Below are 17,143 nucleotides of genomic sequence, written 5' to 3' on the forward strand. Positions count from 1 at the left end.
TTTAAATGCTGTTGCATTTATTTGTTGAATCTAAGGTCTTATAATTCTTTTTTTAGTCTCTTTATCTTCAAATGTAAAGAATTACGATCTAAAAAAGACTGTTTAGTTTAAATGATCGGAAGTCTTTTTTCTGATTGATTGTCTAATCTTAGTAATGATAAAGCTTTAAACAGTTTCTAAGTATTTTAAAAATATTTTGTTATGTTGTTGTAAATCAGTCTTTTTATTTACTTTTAAGGAAGACAAAAAACTATAATAGATATGGAATTAAATAGCAATAAGAACGTTACAGGATTTAAACTATTATGCTACTTGGGTTTAGCCTTATTTTTTAACCATCAGCTGAAAGCTCAGGAAAAGAAAGTAATAGAGAAACATGAGTTATCAGTTGGATTGGGTGTCGGAGGAACTATACTATATGGTAGTATCCCTAAAAACTTTGATAGAAAAATAGGAGCAGAATACAAGTTAGATGTTTTATATGATTACTACAAGAAACGCAACTTTTCAATAGGAACAGGGCTGATGTTAAGTAAAGGAAAAGTAGGCATTCAAGCTTCAGATATTAGCCAATCAAGAGATATTCAAGCAGAAGAAACAAGAACTTTTAAATATACGTCAGGATTATATCAAGAGTCTTGGGATGTTACTACTATAGGGGTCCCTCTGACTGTTCAGTATGTGATAGAGGGAAAGGTAGATGTGTCAATACGCACGGGGTTTGTATATGCTTTTGCTATTCAAAGTCAGGCAAAAATGGAGTGGCAAGATGTAAATACTTCATTAACGTTAAAGGATTATGATGTGGCATTGACCTCTCCTGGCTTTATGGGGTTAGGAAGTTTTGGAGCATTGACTGAAAACAGAGAAGTATCAATCGGAAATAGGTTGTCTTGGTTAATTGAGGTTGGTATGAAAAAGCAAATTGCTTTTAAACAACATATTTACGTGGGTCTATATGCAGATATAGGATTGAATAATCAAGCGAGTAAGATCGAGTCTTCAGATGCCTTATTACTTGATTATACAGGTAATGAAAATACCCCTTTACAATTGAGTACGTTAGTAGAGTCTTTAGGTAAGAAAATAAAATATAGCAATGCATCTATTGGACTTAAAGTACGCTATATGACGAAGTGGTAAATATAAAAGTTGTTTTCTTTTTTTAAAATACTGTAACATTTCTTTAAGAAACTATACTAATAAGATGTATCAAAAAAAATTATTATGAAATTAGTGATTAAAGACTTAAGTAAAACTTATAAAAACGGCGTTAAAGCATTAGATAGCTTAGACTTAGAAATAGGTGTTGGAATGTTTGGACTTTTAGGTCCTAATGGAGCAGGTAAATCATCTTTAATGCGTACAATAGCGACTCTGCAAAAGCCAGATAGTGGTAGTATTTACTTCGGAGATGTCAATGTTTTAGAACAACAGAATGACTTTCGTAAAGTATTAGGTTATCTTCCACAGGACTTTGGTGTATATCCTAATATGTCTGCCTTAGACTTATTAGATTATTTTGCTCGTTTAAAGGGTATAGCTAAAAATTCAGAACGCAAAGAAATTGTCAAGCGAGTACTTGATGTAACAAATTTGTATGCAGTAAGAAGCAAGAGTGTAAGTGGGTATTCAGGGGGTATGAAACAGCGTTTTGGTATCGCACAGTTGTTGTTAAACAATCCTAAACTAATTATTGTTGATGAACCAACAGCGGGATTAGATCCTGCAGAAAGACACCGCTTTTTAAATGTATTAAGAGAAATCGGAACAAACCATACAGTAATCTTTTCGACACATATTGTTGATGATGTCAATGAGTTATGTCATGAAATGGCTATTCTAAACGGAGGAAAGTTATTAGCTCGTAGTACACCGAAACGAGCAGAGGAAGAATTGAAAGGTCTGATTTGGAATAAAGAAGTTAGTAGAGAAGAGGCAATAGAGTATAATAAAGAGTTAAGTATATTGTCTAGTAAATACAATCAAGAAAATAGAATTAACATAAGAGTTTATTCGCAGGATTCATTGGATACAGCAGGCTTTGTGCAGGTAGAGCCAAATTTAGAGGATGTATATTTTGTTGCACTTAAAAACGATTAAACGATGTTTGGAACTATATTTTCATTTGAGCTTAAACGTTGGTTCAAAGGTTGGGTATTCTACGTATATGTAGTACTCTTTTTTGCGATGGCATTCTTTGGTATGGCAGCATCTATTGGTGTGTTTGATCAAGGAACAGCTACTACATCGTCATTGTTGAAGATGAACTCTCCTTTGATGTTGAACTCACTGATAGAATCATTTAATTCTTTATTGTATTTCTTGTTTCCTTCTATAATAGGAACAGCAATATATCGGGACTATAAATATAATGTACACCATATTTTGTATTCGTATTCTTTTTCGAAGTTTGATTACTTAGCAGGTAAGTTTCTAAGCGCATTTACTGTTACTTTAATTATTTCTGTAATGATGGGAGTAGGTGCTTATCTAGCTACTCTTTCTCCAATGGCCAACTCTACGTTGGTTGGGCCGAATACTTTATGGAACTACTTACAGGTATATCTTTATATTATTATTCCGAATATGTTACTAATGGGAGCTATAGTGTTTGTTTTAGTGACACTTTCGCGTAACATCTATATAGGTTTTGTTTTCATATTGGCGATGATGATTTTTAAAGGATTTATAAATTCTTTGGCAGGTGAGGAAGAGCATAGAGTAATTGCGTCTATATTAGATCCGTCGGCTCAGCAAGCATTAAGATATTATACACAGTATTGGACAATTTACGATATCAATTTTAGTGACCTTCCTTTGGAGAAATGGTTTGTTTATAATCGTCTTGTATGGTTGGCTATAAGCGTTGTTTTCTTATTGTTTTCAGGAAGTGTTTTTCAGTTTTCACAGACTGGTTTTACTTTTAGTTTAAAGAAAAAGGTTAAAGGAGAGCGCCTGACTAAAAATAACTTTGGCGGAATTATACCTATTGACTTGCCGAAAGTAAACTATAGCTTTACGACTGGACAATATTGGAATAATGTATTTGCTTTTACGAAAGTAGATTATAAATATTTAGTGAAGAATAATATCTTCTTGATTTTAGCTAGTATAGGATTGTTGTTTATGATATTGGTGTCTTCATTTGCCATGAAGATGTATGGAACAGAGACACTACCATTAACTAGACAAATACTTTTAGTGCCAGGAAGTACATTTCAGTTCTTTATAATTATCAATACATTTTTAGGCGCAGGATTATTAATTCAGCGTGGTTCGTTATCCCGAATGGACTTAATTGTAGATGCAACAGCTACACCAAACTGGGTATTCTTTTTGTCAAAATTCTTTGCGTTAATCTTGATGCAATTAACGTTATTGTTGGTTATAGTAGTAGCGGGATTTGGTATTCAGATTTATCATGGGTATTACAATTTTGAAATAGGTCTTTATTTAAAGAGCTTAGTAGGGTTTACCTGGATAGGCTTTATTATATGGGCATTGATGAGTATAGCTATACAGAATGTTTTTAAGAATTATGTATTTGGATTCTTTGCTTTATTAGCGATAAGTATTGTTTGGCCGTTAATTGATAAGATTGGGATTGAGCAATTGATGTTTTATTTTAATGAACTCCCAACTCCTACTTATTCCGACTTAGACGGTTTTGGATCAGGAACATCTAAATTCATTATTTACGCAATCTATTGGATGTTATTTGTTGCTTTCTTAAGTTGTTTGACATTATTATTTTGGAGACGAGGGGTATTTAGTAGTTTCAAAGAGCGTTGGAGTGTAGCTAAAGAGCGAGCTACTTCGTCAGTGATTATTCCAATGGCTGTATTTGGAATGTCTTTTATAGCAATGGGAGGGTATTTGTATTATGATAGCACAGTTTTGAACGACTATAGATCATCAAAGGATGAAGAGTTGTTAACTGTTGATATTGAGAAGAAGTATAAGAAATATGAAAAACTCGTACAACCTAGAATTGTTGATACAAAGGTAGATATGGATATTTATCCAGATACGAGAGATTTTAAAGCGAGTGGTGCTTATATTCTTAAGAATAAATCAACTCAAGTAATCGATACGTTGTTGGTTAATTATCGATCAGAATATTTGAATGAGATAAGTATTGAAGGAGGAGAACTAATAGCGAATGATAGTATTAGTGGTTACCAGTTCTATAAGTTGAAGAAGAGATTACAACCGAATGATTCTATTCAATTTAGCTTTGTTGTTAAAAATAAGCCGAATACATTATTACATGCTAATTCTCCGATATTAGAGAATGGAACATTTATTAACAATGGACTATTTCCACACATAGGATATCAGAGAGGTCAAGAATTGTCTGATAATGAGGTTCGCAAGAAGTATGACCTTCCAGAGCGAGAGCGTATGGCAGAGCAGACAGATCAAGAGGCCTTACAGAATACTTATATAGCGAGTGATGCAGACTGGATTACTTTTGAGACTACTGTTAGTACAGCAGGTGACCAGATTGCTATAGCACCAGGGTATTTAGAGAAGCAATGGACTGAAGGTGGAAGAAACTATTTTCACTATAAAATGGATCAGAAGATGTTGAGTTTCTTTGCTTATAATTCAGCTAGGTATGAAGTAAAAAGAGATAAGTGGAATGATGTAAATATTGAAATTTACTACAATAAAGATCACGATTATAATATTGATAGAATGATCAATGGAGTAAAACAATCATTAGCATATTATTCTGAAAACTTTAGCCCATATCAGCATAAACAAGTGCGTATTATTGAGTTTCCTTTGACACTTGGATCTTTCGCTCAATCCTTTGCGAATACGATACCTTTTTCTGAGACCATTGGTTTTATTGCTAAAGTAGATGATTCAAATGATAATGCAGTAGACTATCCATTTTCTGTTACTTCTCATGAGGTAGCTCATCAGTGGTGGGCACACCAAGTAATTGGTGCTAATGTTAAAGGAGCGACGATGATGTCTGAGAGTTTGTCTGAGTATAGCTCTTTGAAAGTGTTAGAGCACCGTTATGGCAAAGGACAAATGCGTAAATTCTTAAAAGATGCCTTGGATCGATATTTAGGAGGTAGAAGGTCGGAAAGCAATAAAGAGTTGCCATTGATGTATAATGAGAATCAACAGTATATTCACTACAATAAGGGAGCTTTAGTATTTTATGCAATGAGTGACTTTTTAGGGGAAGAGCATTTAAACAATGTGTTGAAACGTTATATTGAAAAAGTAGGGTTTCAAGATGCACCTTATACGGTAGCAAAAGAGTTAGTAGATGATATTTACGTAGCTACTCCAGATTCGCTTAAGTATTTAGTGAAAGATATGTTTGAGACAATTACGTTGTATGATAATTACATCGACAATGTTGAGGTTAAGGAGCTTGAAGGAGGTAAATATGAAGTGAAAATCAAAGCTATAGTAAGTAAATATCGTTCCGGAGAGAAAGGTGAAAAGTTATTTGATGATGGAGATGGTAAAACAATCACATTTAAGAAAGAAAAACAAGAAGAAGAAATACAGTCATTGCCATTGGCTGATTATATTGAAATAGGAATATTTTCTTCGACACAGAGTATCTTAGATAAAAAAGAGAAGACAGGTGAAGAGAAAGTACTGTATTTACAAAAGGTAAAAGTTGATAAGGTTAATAATGAGTTTACAATCATTGTTGATGAAAAGCCAACAGAAGTTGGTATTGATCCTTATAATAAATTGATTGATACCCGTTCGTATGACAACCGCAGAAAACTATAATTAATTTAAGAAGCGCTACTGTAATTAGTAGCGTTTCTTTTTTATAGTATTTTCTTAATTACTTTAGGTTTAAGCTGTGAAGATAGTCTATAGCCAACTGATCTAGAAAGGTATAAAGAGCTTCATTCATCTGTGTGTAGTTTTGAACTCTTAGTTGTTCAGGAGATTGTATGAAGCGTTTGTCTCTATTTTTCACTATATTGTCTCTGTCATTAGTGATTAATAGTTCGATTAGTTCAGGAGTAAATTCCATATGACATTGAAATCCATAAACTAGATTAGTGTACTCTACGATTTGACGTGGACAGCCTTCGCTATGAGCAATTATCTTAGCATCAGTAGTTATTCCTGGCATATCATTGTGCCAGTGGCCTACAGCTAATTTATCTTTGAAATGTTTAAACTTGTTGTTTTCTTTTCCATAAGGGCTTAAGGTAATTGGCCACACACCAATTTCTTTTTCAGGACTATGACTGAACTGCTGTCCTAATGCTTCCCCTATTAGTTGAGCTCCTAGACATACCCCTATTACAGCTTTTCCCTGATCGACACATTGGCGGATAAGTTGAGTTTCGGCCTGTGCATCAAAGTAAGGACAGTCTATTGTTGTTGTTCTCGGATGCTGAGGACCTCCCAAAACAATTAGTAAGTCAATTGAATCTATGGCTGTAGGAAGGGTTTCTCCCTCATACAGTTTGGTCATAGTTATCTTGTGATTGTTTAAACGAGCCCATGTAAGGTAAGCTCCAGGACCTTCAAAGTGTTCGTGTATGATGAAGTGTATATGCATCTTGATATGTGTTTTCTATATAGTAACAAAATTATTAGGTAGCTAGTAAATAGAGATAATCCAGATTTTGAAAATATAACCAGTCCAAGCTATGAGATACACAGGTCTTTTGCTTTTTTAGGATAGCTTCAAAAAAAAAAAAGAGATTGTTTATATAAACAATCTCTTTTTTTATAACTCTCAGAAAGTTGATTATCTTCTTCTTTCTTTGATTTTTGCTTTTTTACCAGTAAGTTCTCTAAAGTAGAAGATACGTGCTCTACGTACTTTACCTCTTTGATTAACTTCGATTTTCTCTAAAGATGGCATGTTGATAGGGAAGATACGCTCAACTCCTACGTTACCTGACATTTTACGGATTGTAAAAGTCTCAGTAGCACCATGTCCTCTTCTTTGAATAACTACTCCTTTGAAGAACTGAGTTCTTTTTTTCTCTCCCTCTTTAATTTCGTAGTAAACTGTAATTGTGTCTCCAGCGTTGAATTGTGGAAAATCTTTTTTTGTGATTAATTCGTCTTGAACGAATTTCATTAAATCTGCCATTGTGAAAAATGTGAAATTGTTATTTTCAGAGCAACATACACGGATCTCGCCAGAGGTTGGTCTAAATCGTGCGCAAATATATAAAAATATTTTGAAATATAACCGTTTTTAATTTTTTACAATTGATTGATTCATTACTGTTTACTCTTTTTATATTTCATCAATTACATAGAAGAATAGTTGATTACTGTAGGAAAAGGATAGAGCTTTAGTTAAGTGCCTTGTTTTTCTTTTTGAAAGCGATAAAGTCTTTAATTATATAGAGTAAACCAAAAGGTACAATAATCAAAATTAACCAATTGCTAGAAATGGCTTTGTGAAGTTCGAGTTGTATCAGGTGTTCAAAGGCGGTGGTTAGACCACAACCTGGACACTCTACACGAAAGAGTGTCTTCCACAGGCAAGGCATACAAATATTGATACCTGTCATAGCTCTTACTATTACGGAGAAAATAAAATAAAATCCAATTAATGCAATAATAAAGTTATGCTTAGTATAGTTAATTAAGGTCTTAACCATTTTTAATAATATTTCCTTCTCCATCTTTATAGTTTCCTGAAACCAATAAGATAAGGTCTACGATAACCCAAATCCCACAACCTCCCAAAGTAAGCAGTTGTACGATACCAATTGCTGTATTTCCTGTGTAGAATCGATGTACACCTAAGAAACCTAAAAACCAACAAAGTAATACAGCAGTAAGCCATCTATTTTTGTCTTCATTTGCTTGTTGGTTAAAAACACCAGGTTGTCTAACCCCACATCGAGGGCATATTTCTGCTTTCGCATTAATTACTGCTCCGCATTCGGAGCAGTATTTTTCATTGATACTTTTCATGTTTTGTTGAAAATTTTCTGTTTTGGAATTAACTCAATTCTCTTCCGTCAGCCATTGTCATACTACCAGTGATAATTCTGATTAAATCAATTAACGTCCAAATACCACATCCTCCAAAAGTGATTAATTTTAACCACCAGTTTGAATATCCCATTAAGTATCGGTCAATGCCTAACCCTCCTAAGAAGATGCTAATTAAGATCATTGTTGTTTTTGATTGTACTGGTTTTAATTCTGCCATTTTATAAGTGTTTTTTACTTTTTGCCTACTCTTTTCGTTTTTCAGCTGCCCCGTTATTTGTATATGATATATTGTTTAGTAATAGTGAACTTCCAGAATAATCAACTATCATTAATTGAAATGACTATATGGATAACTTCAGGGTCAAAAGTAAAAAAAAATCAGATTAGATGCTATTTATGTTTTTTAAGGTTTGGTAATGTTTTTAGTTATTTTTTGTGTTGATTGAGTGAAGACCTGTCATTAATATAGGTAAGAACAAGAATATTTTCGTGAATGGAAAAGGATAAATACTTAACTTGAGCTCTTTATAAATTGGATTGAGTTAGTATAATTTTTGAAATGAGCTATGATAGGTATTAAAGAGGTGTTTTCGGTGCAAAAATTTTTGTTTAATAGCAATGAGACCAAGAGTATTTCTTTTCGCATTGCGCACCTTAAGAAATTAAAAGAAGTCATACAGACCAATGAATTGGCTTTGATGAAAGCTATTCACGAAGATTTTGGCAAGTCCTCTATTGAAACGTATATTACAGAATTGTCTATTATTTATAAGGAAATTGACTATTTTATTAAGTATATCAAGCAGTTGAGTAAACCCAAAAAAGTATCAACTAGTTTAGTGAATTTTCCCTCACGGGGGTATATTATTCCAGAGCCTTTAGGAGTCACTCTAGTTATAGGTGCGTGGAATTATCCTTATCAATTATCTTTGGTTCCAGCTATAGCTGCTATTGCAGCTGGAAATACAGCAATTGTCAAGCCTAGTGAGTTACCGAAACAAACTTCTGCTGTTTTGGCAGATTTAATCAATAGTCATTTCCCGAAGGAATTGATTTATGTTGTGGAAGGAGGTATAGATGAGACGACAGATTTGTTAGCGTTACCATTTGATAAGATCTTCTTTACAGGTAGTACTGCAGTAGGCAAGATAGTCTATGCTGCTGCTGCAAAAAACTTGACACCTGTTACGTTAGAGCTTGGAGGCAAAAGCCCAACATTTGTATTAAAAGATTGTGATATTGTATTGACAGCTAAACGATTGGTGTGGGCAAAACTGTTAAATGCAGGACAAACCTGTGTTGCGCCTGATTACGTACTCGTTGAATCTTCAATAAAAGAAGCTTTGGTCACTCAGTTAAAATTTGAAATGGATAAATACCCAAAGTCGTCGAGTGAGCAGGTCGATCATTACCTGAAGATTATTAATATGAATCACTTTGATCGATTAGCTAAGTTCCTAGGTTCACCAAAAGTGTGCTATGGAGGTAAAGTAGATAGAGATCAGCGTTTTATAAGTCCTACGTTATTAGATGAGGTTAATTGGGACGATGAAATAATGCAAGAGGAAATTTTCGGTCCTATATTACCAATTCTCTCTTTTGATCAATTAGAAGAGGCTATTTATCATGTTAAGCTGCACTCTAAACCATTAGCCTGTTATGTCTATGGAAAGGATAAACAAAAAACAAATCGTATTCTTAAGGAAGTGTCCTTTGGAGGAGGTGCTGTGAATGATAGTCTGATGCATTTGACCGAACACTCATTACCTTTTGGGGGAGTGGGAGCAAGTGGTATGGGAAGTTATCATGGGAAATCTGGTTTTGAAACGTTCTCTCATTTTAAGAGTGTTTTATCTAAGTCTTTTTGGTTTGAATCGCCGTTGAAGTACCCTCCCTACTCAGAAGGGATAATGAAACTTTTGAAGCGTTTTTTATGAATATTGAGGAAGAGAATAGTTGTAGATTGATTTGATTTTTGAATGAATATTTTAGCAAAATTATCTGATAAATGGTGAAAAATAATGAATTAAACTGGTGGTAGATTTGTATATTTGTACCAAGGTATTTACTTCATAAGTGCTGAGTGTTTGATACTTATCAATATTCAAAGTAAATAAATATACTTCTTTTTGCTGTAAAAAACACAATTCTTTAAAGTGTTTTATTTTCTCATCATGTCTTATCTATTTCGTTCAAAGGACTGCTAAAAACAGTGGTTAGGTTAGTGTTTATAAGGCTTTTACCGATACTTCTGCGAGTCTTCTTTGGCAAATCTGCCTGTTTCCGGCACTTCTTCCGAAAATACTCCGAACAATACTTGAGAAAAAAACGTAAAGCCTTGAATTTACTGGTTTAGTTGTTAGTTTTGTCGTTTTCGAACTAACTTTTTTGTTTTTTTACGGTTCATTTTGAGAGCAGTAAAAAACACAAATCTGTAGTCTATGATGAAGGAGTTCTATACAAATAAAACTGTAAAAAAGTGAAGTTTTACTTTATATTAAAGTGTTTACTGATTTGTTTTTAGTTTGCCAAGAATGTTTTAATCAAAAAGTTGATAAAATGGAGGTATTGACAGTATTTATGTTTTAAAAAATAATTTTCTTGAATAGAAACAAAATTACTACTTTCGAAAAAAAACTACGATGGTAAATTTGAATTTTCGTTATGTGGGCTTTTTGATTAATGATACGTATTATGATTTTCCTATTCCTATTGAATCCTTAATCAGTGAAATTGGACAACCAGAAATTGTATCTTCAAAAGCAAATACAATATATATATGGCATGAAGTAGGATTGAGGGCTTTTGCTAAGGAAAAGGGAAAAGTTGATGGTATAGAAGTTCCTTTTGTTAAAGCAGAACATAGGAATGCTCCTCGATCAGTCTTTAGTGGAACGATTACAATAAGTGACGATTATGACCCAATGACTTATTATGAAATCAATAAAGAGGATCGTGTTAAACTTTGGCCAGAGGATCCTTATGGAGCTTTTGCTTTTTGTGATGTCTGTGTTTGGTACGGTATGAGAGATGGAAAATTGGAATCTTTAACGATACGAGCATATAGTGAGGAGGAATCGATAGATACTTTAGCTGTTGATCCTCAATTCGCTTATCTTGAAGATATATGGACTAATTGGAAAGGGAATATTCTTGAATTTGTAGATAAGCAAAACAAGTATTACAATTTAAAGCCAGGAATTACTCAAGAAGAGCTTAATGCTGTGCTAAGTTCTTCTGAAGAGTTGACTTTGCCTGCTGAGTTGATTAACTTTTACAAAGGTGGAGATGTATATTGGAATGCTGTTACATCAGTTTTTGGTTTTAATGTGAATGGTTGGATATACGATTTGCTTCCGTTTGAAAAAATAGTTGAGGAATGGGAAGAAGTTAATGGGGTGATTGACGAAGACGAAGAAGTTGAAGAAGAACTAATAGCTGAGTTTGACAAAAAATTAAAATGTCGTGGCTATGTAAACAAACACTGGATACCTATCGCCGAAGGCAGAAATGGCGACTATTTGCTATATGATACGGATCCAAGTGAATCAGGTGTCTATGGACAAATTATAGAACTTCAAAATGAATCATGGCAGCGAAATGTGGTGGCAAGTAGTTTAAAAGAGTTGATCGAAAATGAAATTGTCTATACAAAGGCGAATAGTGACGAGAAGTTTGAGTTTGTTTTAGAAAACGGAGCGTTTTAAAAAATCAGGCATATTTTAAATAGAGTAATTGTAATACTAAAAAAGGACTATCCACAGTGGATAGTCCTTTTTTATATTAGTCTTTTTTTTCTAATAAGTCTGGTCTTCTGTTTTTGGTATGTTCGTAGGCCATATCTTCTCTCCATTTGTCTATCACTGCAAAATTACCACTAAGAAGTACATCAGGCACTTTCCATCCTTTGTATTCTGCTGGTCTTGTGTAAATTGGTGGTGCTAGCAGGTTGTCTTGGAAACTATCTGTTAATGCTGAAGTTTCGTTACTTAATACTCCAGGTATTAAGCGAATAATAGCATCACATAAAATGGCAGCTCCCAATTCTCCTCCTGATAAGACATAATCGCCAATAGAAATTTCTTTCGTAATGAAGTGATCGCGTACACGTTGGTCTACTCCTTTGTAGTGTCCGCATAAAATGATGATGTTTTTCAGCATAGACATACCGTTTGCCATTTGCTGGTTTAGAGTTTCTCCATCAGGTGTCATATATATAACTTCATCATAGTCCCTCTCCGCCTTTAGTGCAGAGATGCATTTATCAATGGGTTCTATACTCATCACCATACCAGCACCACCGCCAAATTGATAGTCATCTACGTTTTTGTGCTTATTAGTACTGTAGTCACGTAGGTTGTGAAAATGAACTTCGACTAACCCCTTTGCGATTGCGCGTTTAAGAATAGAAGCTTGAAATGGGCTTTCGATTAATTCGGGTAATACTGTGATAATATCTATACGCATGATTCTATGATAAATTTGTGCAAATGTACAATGCTATTTGTTAGTAAACAAAACAGGATTAGTGTGCGTTACTTTTTGAAAATACTTGAATGATAATGACACCTATGATTATAAATGCTATTCCTACTATAGCTGGTAAGTCTAATTTTTGTTTGTAAATGAAGTAGGCAGCTATTGTAACGAGTACAATACCAATACCTGACCACAGAGCATAGGCAATACCGATGGGTATAGTACGTAGGGTTAAACTTAAAAAATAGAATGCACCAGCATATCCAACAAGTGTAATTAGTGTAGGGATAATCTTGGTGAAATTTTCACTCTTTTTTAGTGTTGAGGTAGCAATTACTTCTAAAATAATGGCTACTAATAAAAACAGGAAGTTTTTCACGTATTTAATTTCAAACAAAGATAATTAATGAACTGTTTTAATCGCTGTATTAAACAACATTATAATGTGATATCTTTATAGAAAACGGTGTTAAAATTATTTATTCACGTAGCGTATTGCGGGAGAGTTATGGTTCGTTTTATTAGAGATGTCTTATTTTTGTGGCTATGAGTCTATCAAAAGGGAATGTGTTTTTTATGGCTACTATTACAGGGTTAATAGTAGCTAATTTGTATTATTGTCAGCCGTTAATACCGTTGATTGCAGAAGACTTTCATGTCTCTGAAGAAAAAGCTGGAACCTTAACTTATTTAACCCAGGCAGGATATGCAATAGGTATGTTTTTGATGATTCCTTTAGGAGATAAGTTAGAGCGCAAGCGTCAAATAACATTTACAGCAATTCTAGCAACAGTAGCACTAGGGTTGATGGCTGTAATTACAGAATTTGTATGGTTACAAGTTGTAAGTTTTGTATTGGGAGCAACTTCTATTGTACCACAATTAGTATTACCTATGGCGGCTAGTTTATCTTCGGATAAACAAAGAGGAAAAGTAATCGGTACCGTGGTAAGTGGTTTATTGATCGGTATCTTGTTTTCACGCACGTTGAGTGGTTTTGTTGGTGAATGGATTGGTTGGCGAGGCATGTTTTGGATTGCATCAGGGATAAGTTTGTTGTTAGTTTTATTGATTCAGTTGCTGCTTCCACTTAATAGGCCTACATTTAAAGGAACAGTAAAGAGTTTGTATCAATCGCTTTTTGTGTTAGTACGAGAACAACCAATTTTAAGAGAGGCAACAATAATAACTAGTTTAGCATTTGCGCAGTTTGGTGTTTTTTGGACTACGATGGTATTGTTATTGCACAACGAGCCTTTTGGCTATGATACAGCACTAATTGGTTCATTTGGATTGATAGGAGCCTGTGGTGCATTTGCAGCACCATTAGTGGGTAAGATCGGTGGAGCAGGAGGGGCAAGTCGTCTGATACTTTATGGCATAGTACTGACATTTTGTAGTTTTGTAGTATTTGCCTTGTCAAGTGCCTCTGTGGTGGGAATAATTATAGGGATTATCTTGATAGACCTTGGATTACAGACAATCCACGTATCAAATCAGACACGAATATATTCCTTATTACCTGAAGCGAGGAATCGGCTAAATACTGTCTATATGTCATTTAGTTTCTTAGGAACGGCTTTTGGCTCGGCTTTTGGGCTATCTTTGTGGAAATATTTTGGATGGATAGGAGTTTGTGTAGGAGGAATGCTGTTAGCGTCTTTATCTTTTATCATATTTCTAAAGACAAAAAAGAATAAATAGTTATAATTTTGCCATTGAGGCAATCATTAAATAAAATAAAACGACAAGAATGGAAAACGGTATTTACGCAAGATTTAATACATCAAAAGGAGAAATCCTTGTAAAATTAACAGATGATTTAACACCAGGAACTGTAGGTAACTTTGTTGCATTAGCAGAGGGTAAATTAGAAAATACAGCAAAGACTCAAGGAAATCCATACTATGATGGGTTGAAATTTCACCGTGTAATTCCTGATTTTATGATTCAAGGAGGGTGTCCTCAAGGAACGGGGTCTGGTGGACCAGGATACAAGTTTGATGATGAATTTCATCCTTCACTAAAGCACGATAAGCCAGGAGTTTTATCAATGGCTAATGCAGGGCCAGGTACAAATGGATCTCAGTTCTTCATCACACACGTAGCTACACCATGGTTAGACGGAAAACATACCGTATTTGGACATGTGGTAAGTGGTCAAGATGTGGTAGATGCAATTGCTCAAGGAGATTCGATAGATTCTATAGAAATTGTAAGAGTAGGAGAGGCTGCAGAGAAATGGAATGCAGTAGAAGCTTTTAGAGTTTTTGAAGGAGCTAGAGAGAGAAGGTTAGTAGAGGCAAAAGCAAAAGCAGATGCTGCAGTAGATGCAATTGCTGAAGGATTTGAAAAAACAGCGAGTGGATTGCGTTACCAGATGATTGTTAAGGGAACTGGTAAAAAAGCAGAGAAAGGAAGAACAGTTTCTGTACACTACAAAGGGGCATTGGCAGATGGTAAAGAATTTGATAATTCATATAAGCGCAAAAAGCCAATTGAATTCCCATTAGGACAGGGATATGTAATTGAAGGATGGGACGAAGGTATTGCGTTGTTACAAGTTGGAGACAAAGCCAGATTTGTTATTCCTTCTTATTTAGGATATGGAGAAAATGGTGCAGGAGGAGTTATTCCACCACATGCTACATTAGTATTTGACGTAGAGTTAATGGACGTAAAATAGTTCAAAATCAATAAACTAAAAAACTCTCAATCATATGATTGAGAGTTTTTTAGTTTTATAGTAATTATGGATAAAAGGCAAGAAATAGAAGCGTGTAGTGCTCGTATAAGTGATTATATAGAACATACTTTGATTATGGAGTCTAAGCATATAGAGAATTTTTTGTGCAATGATCTTTATTTTAAGTGTGAAAATTTTCAGAAGTCAGGTTCTTTTAAAATGAGAGGTGCAACAAATGCAATATTGCAGCTGTCAGAAACTCAAAGAGCTAAGGGAGTAATTACGCATTCTTCAGGCAATTTTGCGCATGCTTTAGCATTAGCGGCTCAGAAATTGGGTGTCAAATGTTATATCGTTATGCCACATGATGCTCCTTATGTGAAGAAAAACGCTGTATTAATTAATCGTGGAGAAGTTATTGAGTGTGCCCCAACAATGGATTCTAGAGAGCGTGTTTGTGGTCAATGGATGGAGGAGACAGGAGCTACATTTATTCACCCATCTAATAATCGTGATGTGATTATTGGTCAATCGACTTCTGCTAAGGAGTTGTTAGCGGTACATCCTGATTTAGATGTTATTATAGTACCTGTTGGTGGTGGAGGTTTGTTGGCAGGAACTATTCTTGCTGCTCAGGTATTTGGGAAGGAAGGGATTGAAGTTTATGCGGGAGAGCCATTAGAAGCAGATGATGCATATCAATCTCTAATATCCGGAGAAATCACTTTTAATGAGAGTACAAATACAATTGCGGATGGTTTGCGTACTAATTTAGGTGATGTTAATTTTCCAATAATTAAAGAGGGGGTGAAAGGTATTGTACGTGTACGAGAGAATGAGATTATTTCTGCTATGCGTGTGATATGGGAGCGTATGAAAATCATTGTAGAACCAAGTAGTGCGGTGGCCTTAGCGGTGTTAATCAAGGAACGACCTTTATTTGAAGGGAAGAAAGTAGGAATAATACTGTCAGGAGGTAACGTTGATTTGGATAGATTGCCATTCGATAAGTAAAAGAAAGGTGTTGATTATCTCAACACCTTTCTTTTTATCGTTATTTCTTTTCTACCAAAGTATAAACCAGCGACAATTAGTAAACCACCACAAATTTGTATCCAACCCAATTGCTCTCCGTCTAATAAGCCCCAACCAAAAGCAATTAAAGGCATTAATAGGGAAACAGAAGAAGCAAAACTCGCATTAGTTTCTGCTATGAGTTTATAGTAATATATATTTGCTAATGCACTACCAAATAAGGCTAATAAGAAAACAAAGCCGAGACCTTTTAAGGCTTCTGGGTGTTCAAATATTGTTTGAAAGAATCCTGTACTGATCAGTACTATTAAAGCAGGAACTAATAAGATAAATTCTATAAAGGCTGTCCATACTAAAGGAGGAATACTACCCATGTATTTTTGAGTTAATACCCCACTATATGCATACATGAGCGCTGCTATGATAAGTAATAAATGATAAAACCATTCATTAGCAATTGCAGTTGATGAACCTGGGCCTTGTAAAAGCATTACCACGCCAATAAAGGAAAATGCTACACCAGTAATTTCTCCTAAATGTGTTTTGTATTTGAAGAACAATGCCCCTAGAATGATAACAAATATAGACATTAACGCATTGTGTATTCCTGCTATCGAACTGTGTAAGTGTACCTCTGCTATTGGAAATAAGAACATAGGAATGAAGCTACCAACAACAGCTGTCATTACAAGCCATGTGAAGTTTTTCCTGGGCATTAGTTTAATATGCTTTATTGATATAGGAAGTAAGAATAAACCAGCGAAAGTAATTCTTAAAGCTCCCACCTGAATTGGGGTAAAATACTCTAGACCACGTTTGATAAGAATAAAAGAAGATCCCCAAATAAGAGAGAGAATAATTAAAGTAATCCAATGTTTAAGTTTTATTTTCATCGGTTGTATTGTTACTAGTTTAGTTTTTCTAAAGTATAAAAAAAGACCACACTAATGTGGTCTTTTTTGGTATTGA

The 17,143-nt window shown here is 34.4% G+C and carries 16 protein-coding genes; 8 read left to right on the forward strand and 8 right to left on the reverse strand.

Annotation, left to right across the window (positions count from 1 at the left end):
- Nucleotides 1-261 precede the first annotated feature (261 nt).
- The 3 genes from GJV77_RS07510 (at nucleotide 262) to GJV77_RS07520 (ending at nucleotide 5,778) form a co-directional block, all read left to right on the forward strand.
- On the forward strand, nucleotides 262-1,143 hold the full coding sequence (locus GJV77_RS07510) for an outer membrane beta-barrel protein (RefSeq protein WP_155035760.1): 882 nt from the start codon (nucleotides 262-264) through the stop codon (nucleotides 1,141-1,143).
- Between the two features lie 84 nt (nucleotides 1,144-1,227).
- A complete protein-coding gene (locus GJV77_RS07515; RefSeq protein WP_155035761.1) occupies nucleotides 1,228-2,103 on the forward strand; it encodes an ABC transporter ATP-binding protein in 876 nt (291 codons plus the stop codon).
- A gap of 3 nt (nucleotides 2,104-2,106) precedes the next feature.
- The gene (locus tag GJV77_RS07520; RefSeq protein WP_155035762.1) at nucleotides 2,107-5,778 is read left to right on the forward strand and encodes a M1 family aminopeptidase; all 3,672 of its coding nucleotides are present in this window, start codon (nucleotides 2,107-2,109) and stop codon (nucleotides 5,776-5,778) included.
- Between the two features lie 58 nt (nucleotides 5,779-5,836).
- Here the strand turns inward: GJV77_RS07520 and GJV77_RS07525 are convergent, their stop codons facing one another.
- The 5 genes from GJV77_RS07525 to GJV77_RS07545 all read right to left on the reverse strand — a co-directional run bounded on the left by GJV77_RS07525 (nucleotide 5,837) and on the right by GJV77_RS07545 (nucleotide 8,191).
- Entirely contained in the window at nucleotides 5,837-6,568 is a 732-nt protein-coding gene (locus GJV77_RS07525; RefSeq protein WP_155035763.1) for a glutamine amidotransferase-related protein, read from the reverse strand.
- 192 nt (nucleotides 6,569-6,760) lie between these two features.
- Entirely contained in the window at nucleotides 6,761-7,111 is a 351-nt protein-coding gene (gene rplS, locus GJV77_RS07530) for a 50S ribosomal protein L19 (protein WP_155035764.1), read from the reverse strand.
- 208 nt (nucleotides 7,112-7,319) lie between these two features.
- Nucleotides 7,320-7,655, reverse strand: coding sequence for a DUF2752 domain-containing protein (locus GJV77_RS07535; protein ID WP_155035765.1), 336 nt, complete (start codon nucleotides 7,653-7,655; stop codon nucleotides 7,320-7,322).
- On the reverse strand, nucleotides 7,624-7,950 hold the full coding sequence (locus GJV77_RS07540) for a TM2 domain-containing protein (RefSeq protein ID WP_155035766.1): 327 nt from the start codon (nucleotides 7,948-7,950) through the stop codon (nucleotides 7,624-7,626). Before GJV77_RS07540 ends, GJV77_RS07535 begins: the two co-directional genes overlap by 32 nt.
- Nucleotides 7,951-7,978: 28 nt before the next feature.
- Nucleotides 7,979-8,191 carry a TM2 domain-containing protein gene (locus tag GJV77_RS07545; protein ID WP_155035767.1) on the reverse strand — a complete coding sequence of 71 codons (213 nt, stop codon included), beginning with the start codon at nucleotides 8,189-8,191 and terminating at the stop codon, nucleotides 7,979-7,981.
- 349 nt (nucleotides 8,192-8,540) lie between these two features.
- On the opposite strand from GJV77_RS07545, the gene GJV77_RS07550 reads away from it, so the two are divergent.
- Both GJV77_RS07550 and GJV77_RS07555 read left to right on the forward strand, forming a co-directional pair.
- Nucleotides 8,541-9,911, forward strand: a complete 1,371-nt coding sequence (locus tag GJV77_RS07550; RefSeq protein ID WP_155035768.1) for an aldehyde dehydrogenase — start codon at nucleotides 8,541-8,543, stop codon at nucleotides 9,909-9,911.
- 705 nt (nucleotides 9,912-10,616) lie between these two features.
- Nucleotides 10,617-11,681 (forward strand): SMI1/KNR4 family protein, encoded by a 1,065-nt coding sequence (locus tag GJV77_RS07555; RefSeq protein ID WP_155035769.1) that lies wholly within the window; start codon nucleotides 10,617-10,619, stop codon nucleotides 11,679-11,681.
- Nucleotides 11,682-11,757: 76 nt separating this feature from the next.
- Here the strand turns inward: GJV77_RS07555 and trmD are convergent, their stop codons facing one another.
- Both trmD and GJV77_RS07565 read right to left on the reverse strand, forming a co-directional pair.
- A complete protein-coding gene (gene trmD / locus GJV77_RS07560; RefSeq protein ID WP_155035770.1) occupies nucleotides 11,758-12,441 on the reverse strand; it encodes a tRNA (guanosine(37)-N1)-methyltransferase TrmD in 684 nt (227 codons plus the stop codon).
- A 58-nt stretch (nucleotides 12,442-12,499) separates the two neighbouring features.
- The gene (locus GJV77_RS07565; RefSeq protein WP_162521586.1) at nucleotides 12,500-12,832 is read right to left on the reverse strand and encodes a DMT family transporter; all 333 of its coding nucleotides are present in this window, start codon (nucleotides 12,830-12,832) and stop codon (nucleotides 12,500-12,502) included.
- Nucleotides 12,833-12,999: 167 nt separating this feature from the next.
- On the opposite strand from GJV77_RS07565, the gene GJV77_RS07570 reads away from it, so the two are divergent.
- The 3 genes from GJV77_RS07570 to GJV77_RS07580 all read left to right on the forward strand — a co-directional run bounded on the left by GJV77_RS07570 (nucleotide 13,000) and on the right by GJV77_RS07580 (nucleotide 16,153).
- The gene (locus GJV77_RS07570; protein ID WP_155035772.1) at nucleotides 13,000-14,157 is read left to right on the forward strand and encodes an MFS transporter; all 1,158 of its coding nucleotides are present in this window, start codon (nucleotides 13,000-13,002) and stop codon (nucleotides 14,155-14,157) included.
- A 49-nt stretch (nucleotides 14,158-14,206) separates the two neighbouring features.
- Nucleotides 14,207-15,139, forward strand: coding sequence for a peptidylprolyl isomerase (locus GJV77_RS07575; RefSeq protein WP_155035773.1), 933 nt, complete (start codon nucleotides 14,207-14,209; stop codon nucleotides 15,137-15,139).
- Nucleotides 15,140-15,205: 66 nt separating this feature from the next.
- Nucleotides 15,206-16,153 (forward strand): pyridoxal-phosphate dependent enzyme, encoded by a 948-nt coding sequence (locus GJV77_RS07580; RefSeq protein ID WP_155035774.1) that lies wholly within the window; start codon nucleotides 15,206-15,208, stop codon nucleotides 16,151-16,153.
- Nucleotides 16,154-16,167: 14 nt separating this feature from the next.
- Here the strand turns inward: GJV77_RS07580 and GJV77_RS07585 are convergent, their stop codons facing one another.
- Nucleotides 16,168-17,067, reverse strand: coding sequence for a DMT family transporter (locus GJV77_RS07585; protein ID WP_155035775.1), 900 nt, complete (start codon nucleotides 17,065-17,067; stop codon nucleotides 16,168-16,170).
- Between the last annotated feature and the right edge of the window lie 76 nt (nucleotides 17,068-17,143).

This window comes from Myroides pelagicus, from assembly GCF_009711055.1.
GTDB classification, from domain to species: domain Bacteria; phylum Bacteroidota; class Bacteroidia; order Flavobacteriales; family Flavobacteriaceae; genus Flavobacterium; species Flavobacterium pelagicum.

What these genes read in the sequence shown, in the direction of transcription:
- GJV77_RS07510 (WP_155035760.1), top strand. Translation starts at nt 262, where the DNA reads ATGGAATTAAATAGCAATAAGAACGTTACAGGATTTAAACTATTATGC.
- GJV77_RS07515 (WP_155035761.1), top strand. Translation starts at nt 1,228, where the DNA reads ATGAAATTAGTGATTAAAGACTTAAGTAAAACTTATAAAAACGGCGTT.
- GJV77_RS07520 (WP_155035762.1), top strand. Translation starts at nt 2,107, where the DNA reads ATGTTTGGAACTATATTTTCATTTGAGCTTAAACGTTGGTTCAAAGGT.
- GJV77_RS07525 (WP_155035763.1), bottom strand. Translation starts at nt 6,568, where the DNA reads ATGCATATACACTTCATCATACACGAACACTTTGAAGGTCCTGGAGCT.
- rplS (WP_155035764.1), bottom strand. Translation starts at nt 7,111, where the DNA reads ATGGCAGATTTAATGAAATTCGTTCAAGACGAATTAATCACAAAAAAA.
- GJV77_RS07535 (WP_155035765.1), bottom strand. Translation starts at nt 7,655, where the DNA reads ATGGAGAAGGAAATATTATTAAAAATGGTTAAGACCTTAATTAACTAT.
- GJV77_RS07540 (WP_155035766.1), bottom strand. Translation starts at nt 7,950, where the DNA reads ATGAAAAGTATCAATGAAAAATACTGCTCCGAATGCGGAGCAGTAATT.
- GJV77_RS07545 (WP_155035767.1), bottom strand. Translation starts at nt 8,191, where the DNA reads ATGGCAGAATTAAAACCAGTACAATCAAAAACAACAATGATCTTAATT.
- GJV77_RS07550 (WP_155035768.1), top strand. Translation starts at nt 8,541, where the DNA reads ATGATAGGTATTAAAGAGGTGTTTTCGGTGCAAAAATTTTTGTTTAAT.
- GJV77_RS07555 (WP_155035769.1), top strand. Translation starts at nt 10,617, where the DNA reads ATGGTAAATTTGAATTTTCGTTATGTGGGCTTTTTGATTAATGATACG.
- trmD (WP_155035770.1), bottom strand. Translation starts at nt 12,441, where the DNA reads ATGCGTATAGATATTATCACAGTATTACCCGAATTAATCGAAAGCCCA.
- GJV77_RS07570 (WP_155035772.1), top strand. Translation starts at nt 13,000, where the DNA reads ATGAGTCTATCAAAAGGGAATGTGTTTTTTATGGCTACTATTACAGGG.
- GJV77_RS07575 (WP_155035773.1), top strand. Translation starts at nt 14,207, where the DNA reads ATGGAAAACGGTATTTACGCAAGATTTAATACATCAAAAGGAGAAATC.
- GJV77_RS07580 (WP_155035774.1), top strand. Translation starts at nt 15,206, where the DNA reads ATGGATAAAAGGCAAGAAATAGAAGCGTGTAGTGCTCGTATAAGTGAT.
- GJV77_RS07585 (WP_155035775.1), bottom strand. Translation starts at nt 17,067, where the DNA reads ATGAAAATAAAACTTAAACATTGGATTACTTTAATTATTCTCTCTCTT.